Source organism: Fundidesulfovibrio sp., assembly GCF_058402725.1.
The window spans coordinates 1-7,258 of record NZ_JBZVFJ010000157.1 but is presented as its reverse complement, the minus strand read 5'-3'; the positions used below and the strand labels follow the sequence as shown (position 1 = coordinate 7,258).

The following is a 7,258-nucleotide window of genomic DNA, read 5'->3' as shown; positions in this document are numbered from 1 at the left end:
CCTCGCGGGGCTCGAACTGCGCTCCGCCGATCAGATTGGCGTACTCGTTGGACTTGAAGTCCGACAGGCGCACGATGACGGGCTTGGGATAAAAGGCGGCGGCCAGCATGCCCACGCCCTCGGCCAGTCTGTCCACGAAGTAGTCGGCCTTGTTCGCGTAGCCCCGGGTCATGGCCTCGATGGCCTCCCGCGCGGCCGGGTCCTTGAGCTGGTCGAAGCGCAGAAGCGCCAGGGGGTGCACGCGGATGGCGGAGTTGATGATGAACTCAACGCGCGCCAGACCCACGCCGTCGTTGGGAATGAAGCTCTTCTCGAAGGCCTGCTCCGGGGCGGCCAGGTTCATGGTGATCCTGGTTCGGGGCCTGGGCATCTCGCCCAGGTTGACGGTCTGCACCTCGAAGTCCAGAAGCCCGTGGTAGACCAGACCCTCCGCGCCCTGGGAGCAGTCCACGGTGACGGGCTCGCCGTCGCGGATGCGTTCGGTGGCGTCGCCCGCGCCCACCACGCAGGGGATGCCCAACTCGCGCGAGACGATGGCCGCGTGGCAGGTGCGCCCGCCACGGTTGGTGACGATGGCCGAGGCCGTCTTCATCACGGGCTCCCAGTCGGGGTCGGTCATGTCGGTGACGAGCACGCTGCCGGGCTTAAAGGCCTTGATGTTGGCGGCTTCCCTGATCACGCAGGCCAGGCCCCTGCCGATCATCTCGCCCACGGCGCGCCCGCGCGCAGCCACCTCGCCCAGGCCCGTGAGCCGGTAGGTGCGCAGGACGTTGGCGTCCTTGAGGGAGTGCACGGTCTCGGGCCGGGCCTGGACGATGTAGAGCTCCCCGGAGCGGCCGTCCTTGGCCCATTCGATGTCCATGGGGCGCGGTGTCCCGGCCTTGGTCGAGTAGTGCTCCTCGATGACCATGGCCATGCGGGCCAGTTCCAGGATTTCGTGGTCCGCGAGCACCAGGCGGGTGCGGTCGGCCTGGGGGACCTCCACGTTCTTGGTGGGGGACTTGGCGTCGTCGGTGTAGACCATCTTGATGGCCTTGTCCCCGGGCTTGCGCTGGAGGATGGGCCGGAAGCCCGCGCGCAGGGTGGGCTTGAACACGCAGTATTCGTCGGGACTCACGGCGCCCTGCACCACGTTTTCGCCCAGGCCCCAGGCCCCGGTGATGGTCACGGCGTCGCGGAAGCCCGACTCGGTGTCGATGGAGAACATCACGCCCGCCGAGGCCAGGTCGGAGCGCACCATCTTCTGCACGCCGATGGAGAGGGCGATGGCGAAGTGGTCGAAGCCCTTGTCCACGCGGTAGGAGATGGCCCGGTTGGTGAAGAGCGAGGCGAAGCAGCGCTGGCAGGCCTCCAGGAGCTCTTCCGCGCCGTGGATGTTCAGGTAGGTCTCCTGCTGTCCGGCGAAGGAGGCGTCGGGGAGGTCCTCGGCGGTGGCGGAGGAGCGCACGGCCACGTCGCAGCCCGGCCCGTGGCGTTGCTCCATGACGGCGTAGGCCTCTTCGATGGCGGCGCGCAGTTCGGGCGGGAAGGCCAACGAGCGGATGATGGTGCGCACCTTGCGGCCGCGCTGGGCCAGGTTCTCCATGTCGCGGGTGTCCAGGTCCCGGAGCACGTCCTTGATGCGCTCCTCGGCGCGGTTGTGCTCCAGGAGGAGCCGGTAGGCCCGGGCGGTGACGGCGAAGCCGCCGGGCACGCGCACGCCCTTGGGGGCGAGTTCGCGCACCATCTCGCCCAGGGAGGCGTTCTTGCCGCCCACGAGGGGCACGTCGTCGATGGAGATGTCCTCGAACCAGAGGATCAGCGCGGAGCCCTTGTCCATGGAAAGCCTCCAGGAGGGTCGTTTGCCTTCTGCCTAGCACGCCGCAGCGGAAGCTTGAAGGGGGGGCGGCTGCGTTTCTTCCGGCAAATGACGGGGGAAGCGTTCCGTGTGCGAACGGCATTCTCTTTCTGCGCCCCTCAACTTGCGGCTGCGGCTGCCGATGAGTTCCAGAGTAACAACCGTCAACCGGACCGGACGCCATGAACATCGCCAGCACGCTGCTCAGCTCGGACAGGACGCTTTCGCCCCTGGGCGGGACCCTCAAGACCGGCGCGCAGGACGCCGCTCAGGGCGCATCCGGGGCCACGGCAGGCCAGGGCGACACCGTGTCCCTCTCCGAGGCCGGGAAGCAGGAGGCCGCCAAGCTCACAACCAAGGCGGGCACGTCGGACAAGACCTCCGTGGAGAGCCAGATCGAGAGCCTCAAGGACCAGATCGAGAAGCTCAAGGAGCAGATGGACAAGATCAAGAACGGCGACCTGCCCGAAAAGCAGAAGCAGCAGCAGATCATGATGCTCCAGAACCAGATGATCCAGCTCAACGACCAGCTGGCCAAGCTCCAGGAGCAGTCGGGCGGCAGCGTGATGGGCGGAACAAAGGCCCAGGGACTGGCCAGCAGCCTGACGTAGAAGGGTTCCCTCCGCGCGGCGAGCCCCCGGACCGGCGGTCCGGGGGCTTTCGTCGTCTGCGGGTCCGGCTAGTGTCGCTGTTTTGAAAGTCCGAAATGTGTTTCGAAATGAAAGTCTGTTGTTCCGATTGGTTGACTTGGCAATCCGTAGGGGCGGTTATTGTGAACGCAACACGAGGAGGGGGGCGCCCCCGTCCGCGTTGTGCGTCAGCGCCCCTCGAAGATGCTCTTGAGGATGGAGTCCCACGCGCCGTCGCGGCGCATCTCGGCCAGCGCCTTGTTGAACCTGTCCAGGAAGTCCCGCATGTGGGACTCTTTCGAGAAGGCCAGGTAGGCGTTGTTGCGGGCGAAGGGCCGCTCCTGCACGGTGAACTTTTCCCGGGAGGCCGAGGATGCCATGTAGGTCTCGGCCGATTCCTTCACGGCAAGGAGCGCGTCGATGCGCCCGGCCAGGAGCTTCTCGAAGTTCTGGGCGTCGCCCTCCACCTCCTCGGTGGTGAAGAGCCCGGCGGCGCGGGCCTTCTCGAACTCGTCTCCGTAGGACCAGCCGCGCAACACGCCCACGGCGCGTCCGCGCAGGGATTCCAGGCCAAGGAAGGGGAAGGGGTCGGAGGCGCGCTGCACCACGAGCGTGGTCTCGGTGTGCAGGGGCTCGCTGTAGTCGTAGCGCTTCAGGCGCTCCTCGGTCATGTAGAGGCCCGCCAGTCCGCCGCGCCCGGTGTCCAGGAAGTGCAGGGCGCGTTTCCAGGGCAGGACCTCCAGCACCGCAGGCTGCTCCATGCGCGAGAAGGCCTCGGCCACCAGGGCCGGATAGACGCCCGCAGCCTTGTTGTCCACGGTGGCGTACATGAAGGGCGGGTTGGCCTTGTCGAACATGACGAGCAAGGGCTCGGCCCCGGCGCTGACGCTCAGGAGCGACACCGCGAGACAGGCGAGAAGGAACGTCCGTCGGTTCATGGGAACCTCCCTGGATCGTTGCCTTCCATACGCCCGCGCGCAAGGCAGGTAAAGGGCGAAAAGGGGAAAGCCCCCGGCGCTCGCGCTCCGGGGGCTTCGTGGTTGGAGTTCAGGCTCGCGCTAGTAGGCTTCGTGGTAGTCCACGTCCTTCTCGGTCACCTTGTGGGAGAAGGTCTTGTACACCCAGGCCTGGTAGAGGATCACGATGGGCACGAAGGTGAGCGCCACCGTGAGCATGATCTTCAGCGTCAGGGGCGAGGAGGCGCTGTTGGCGATGGTCATGGAGAAGGCGGGGTCCAGGGACGAGGGCAGGAGCGCCGGGTAGATGCCCAGCACCCCGAAGAGCGCCACGCCCGCGATGGTTACGGCGCTGGCGGTCCAGGCGGCCAGCATGCGCCGTTGCCCGATGTACACGCGCTGCATCAGAAGGCCGCCCACCGGCAGGGCGAGCACCGCGAAGAGCAGCGGATTTTCGATGTAGTTGAGAAAAAGCTTGGTGGCCACGGCCGAGAACACCAGGAAGAGCACCGCCACGGCCAGCAGCGCCGCCCAGAGCTTCTCCGCCACGCGGATGGCCCTGTCGCGGATGGGGTTCTCGGTCTTGCAGGCCAGGAAGAGCGCGCCGTGCATCAGGAAGGCCAGCACGAAGAGCACGCCGCCCGCCAGGCCGTAGGGGTTGAGCAGGGTGAAGAGGTTGCCCTGGAAGATGCCGTTCTTGTCGATGGGAATGCCCTGGAAGATGTTGGCGAAGGCCACGCCCAGAAGCAGGGAGGGCAGAAAGCTCCCCAGGAAGTGGATCTTGTCCCACAGGGAACGCATGGCGGGCGACTCCATCTTGGAGCGGAACTCGAACGCGATGCCCCGGAAGATCAGGGCGAAGAGCAGAAGCATCAAGGGCGTGTAGAGCGCCGAAAACATTACGGCGTAGGTGCCGGGGAAGGCCGCGAAGGTCACGCCGCCGGCGGTGATCAGCCACACCTCGTTGCCGTCCCAGAAGGGTCCCACGGAGTTGAGCAGGATGCGCTTCTCCGTGTCGCTGCCGGCCAGCACGGGGGCAAGCATGCCCACGCCCAGGTCGAAGCCGTCCAGGACGAAGTAGACGGCCCACAGCACGCCCCACAACAGAAACCAGATGGTTCCGAGATCCATGTCTCATCCCTCCGTGTTAGTGGACCGGACCCTTCTTGGCGTACTTGGCCAGAAGGTAGATGTCGATGGCGCCAAGGATGGCGTAGACCACGATGAACGCCGCCAGGGACACGGCCACCTGGGAGGGCTCCACGGGCGAGACGGCGTCCTTGGTGCGCATGAGCCCGTGGACGATCCACGGCTGGCGGCCCACCTCGGCCACGGCCCAGCCGCAGTCGATGGCGATGTAGGGCAGGGGGATGACCCAGAGCAGGGCCCTGAGCAGGCGCGGCTGGTTCACCAGATCGTTGCGCTTGATCCAGGCGAACGCCGCCAGGGCGATGAACAGCGTGCCCAGGCCCACCATGATGCGGAAGCTCCAGAAGGTGATGGCCACGGGAGGACGGTCCTCGGGCTTGAAGTCCTTGAGGCCCTTCACTTCGGCGTTGATGTCGTTGTAGGCGATGAAGGAGAGGCCGCCGGGGATGGGCAGAGCCTCCACCAGGTTGCCCTTCTCGGCGTCGCCGGGGACGAGCAGCAGGTGCAGGGGCGCGCGCTTCTCGGTGTTCCACTGGGCTTCCAGGGCCGCGAGCTTGGCGGGCTGGAGCTTGGCCACCAGGTTGCCCTGGGCGTGCCCGGCCAGGGCCGCAAGCACGGAGAAGATCAGCGCGAAGGACACGCCGTATTTGAAGGAGCGGGTGAAGAAGTCCACCTCGTTCTTGCGCATCAGATGCCAGGCGCACACGCCCATCACGAAGAAGCCCGAGAGCAGGTAGGCCGCCGTGAGCACGTGCGCGTACTCGCCCCAGGCGTAGGGGTTGGTGATGAGCGCCCAGAAATCGTCGAGTTCCGCTCTGCCGTTGCGCATCACGTAGCCCAGGGGATTCTGCATGAAGCCGTTGGCGATGATGATCCACAGCGCCGAGAGGTTGCTGGCGATGGCCACCATCCAGATGGCGGCGCAGTGCTTCTTCTTGGAGAGCTTGTCCCAGCCGAAGACCCACACGCCCAGCATGGTGGATTCCAGGAAGAAGGCCACCGAGGCCTCGATGGCCAGGAGCGGCCCGAAGATGTCGCCCACGTAGGCCGAATAGCGTGACCAGTTGGTTCCGAACTGGAATTCCAGCGTGATGCCCGTGACGATGCCCAGGGCGAAGTTGATGAGAAAGAGTTTGCCCCAGTATTTCGTCATCTTCTTGTAGATTTCATCTCCGGTGCGGACGTAACGGGTCTCCATGAGGGCAACGATGATGGAGAGGCCCAGCGTCAGCGGAACGAAGATGAAATGGAAGAAGACGGCGGCGGCAAACTGCAAACGGGAAAGCATCAGGGTATCCATGCGCCTTCTCTCCTGTTCTGGCCGGTTACAAGGTTGTCCGGGCCAACCGCTGGCCCTGGTTGAATCCATGACGCGCCGTTCGCGGCGCACTCTTGCCCGGCCTCGCGGCCGGAAACGTCAGTTCCCGCACTCCGCCCCGGAACATCCGGCGGAGCAGAGCCCACCCGCGCACGGCTCCGGGCAACCGGCCAGGTCGGCAAAGCTCACCGAGGCCAGGTCCGCCCGGAAACGCTTGCGCGCCCCGGCCCACACCCCGTGAACCGGGCACGTGGGGCTCATGCCGCAGTGGTGAGGACTGGCCAGGCACTCGTTGAGCAGGATCTCCCCGTCCATGGCTTCAACCACCCGTAACAGAGAAATATCCCTGGGGGGAAGCGCGAGAAGATATCCGCCCTGCGCGCCCTGGCGCACCACGAGCACCCCGGCCCGGGCCAGACCCTGGGCGATCTTGCCCAGGAATGCCGGGGGGATGTCCATGGCCTCGGCCACCTCCCTGCGGCTGACCAGCTGCCCGGCGGCATGCCGGGAGAGGTAGAGCACGCAGCGGATGGCGTATTCGGCGGCGCGTGTGAGCTTCATGGCCTGTCCTCAATGCGGATAATTAGGAGCCGATTTGTCCTATATCCTGGGCGAGGCAGCCTGTCAACGCAAGGCAGCGAAAAAGTGGGCCGGAAGCGGCGCGGAGGGCGCGAAGCCGGGAGTGGGGCGGGTGGCCGGGACTTGAGACGGGCCGGAACGCTCAAAACGGGGCAAGGCGACGGATTGCAGGCGTAAGCAGGCCGACCGCGAGAGGCCGTCGTGCGGATCGTGCGGGATGGGACGACATGTCCCACGGCGGCGCGCTTAAACGGGGCTGAGGCAAGGCGCCGGATGCCCGGGCGGAGCGCGCCCCGGCTGCATGAGCGGCGTCAGCCGGGTGCGGGGTCAGTCCCTGGACGAGCGTGAGGACATCAGGGCGGCCAGGGGCTCGCGTATGTAGCGTCGCCCGGCGGCGGCCCACCCGTCGGCAAGGGCCTTGTTCACGTGGGACTTCAAGTACTTGTGCAGCCTTACGTCCACCTGGCCCAGGTACCAGAATCCGCCCATGCAGAGCACGAAGGCAATGAGCCCGGCGATGGTGCCGGGCGGGGTGCCGGTGCTGAGCTTCCAATGGTAGAAAACCAGGATGATGATGTTGGAGTGGATGAGGTAGAGCGTGTAGGAGTAGTCGCCCAGCTGGGCCAGGAATTTGGGGGCATGGATGCGGCTCTCCAGGCGGATGAGCCAGTCGATGAGCAGGCAGGCCAGGATGTCCAGCCAGTAGAGCACGGAATAGGCCCGGCCGTGCAGGTAGGAGAAGGCGACGCGACGCCCGTTGAGTGTGGTGGGGTCCGGCACGGGATACGCG

At 66.1% G+C, this 7,258-nt stretch carries 7 protein-coding genes; 1 reads left to right on the top strand and 6 read right to left on the bottom strand.

Going from position 1 to position 7,258, the window contains the following annotated elements; translation table 11 throughout:
* On the bottom strand, positions 1-1,819 hold a 1,819-nt coding region (gene ppsA, locus ACV4UX_RS15955), incomplete at its 3' end, for a phosphoenolpyruvate synthase (protein ID WP_491594272.1).
* A 200-nt stretch (positions 1,820-2,019) separates the two neighbouring features.
* Between ppsA and ACV4UX_RS15950 the strand changes: the two genes are divergently transcribed.
* Positions 2,020-2,448 carry a FlxA-like family protein gene (locus ACV4UX_RS15950; RefSeq protein WP_491594271.1) on the top strand — a complete coding sequence of 143 codons (429 nt, stop codon included), beginning with the start codon at positions 2,020-2,022 and terminating at the stop codon, positions 2,446-2,448.
* 206 nt (positions 2,449-2,654) lie between these two features.
* Here ACV4UX_RS15950 and ACV4UX_RS15945 read toward each other — a convergent pair whose 3' ends face one another.
* From ACV4UX_RS15945 to ACV4UX_RS15925, 5 genes are all read right to left on the bottom strand, one after another.
* Positions 2,655-3,404 (bottom strand): substrate-binding periplasmic protein, encoded by a 750-nt coding sequence (locus ACV4UX_RS15945; protein WP_491594270.1) that lies wholly within the window; start codon positions 3,402-3,404, stop codon positions 2,655-2,657.
* 120 nt (positions 3,405-3,524) lie between these two features.
* Positions 3,525-4,553, bottom strand: coding sequence for a cytochrome d ubiquinol oxidase subunit II (gene cydB / locus ACV4UX_RS15940; protein ID WP_491594269.1), 1,029 nt, complete (start codon positions 4,551-4,553; stop codon positions 3,525-3,527).
* Positions 4,554-4,569: 16 nt separating this feature from the next.
* Positions 4,570-5,871 carry a cytochrome ubiquinol oxidase subunit I gene (locus ACV4UX_RS15935; RefSeq protein ID WP_491594268.1) on the bottom strand — a complete coding sequence of 434 codons (1,302 nt, stop codon included), beginning with the start codon at positions 5,869-5,871 and terminating at the stop codon, positions 4,570-4,572.
* 117 nt (positions 5,872-5,988) lie between these two features.
* Entirely contained in the window at positions 5,989-6,450 is a 462-nt protein-coding gene (locus tag ACV4UX_RS15930; protein ID WP_491594267.1) for an RrF2 family transcriptional regulator, read from the bottom strand.
* A 345-nt stretch (positions 6,451-6,795) separates the two neighbouring features.
* On the bottom strand, positions 6,796-7,258 hold a 463-nt coding region (locus ACV4UX_RS15925), incomplete at its 5' end, for a hypothetical protein (protein ID WP_491594266.1).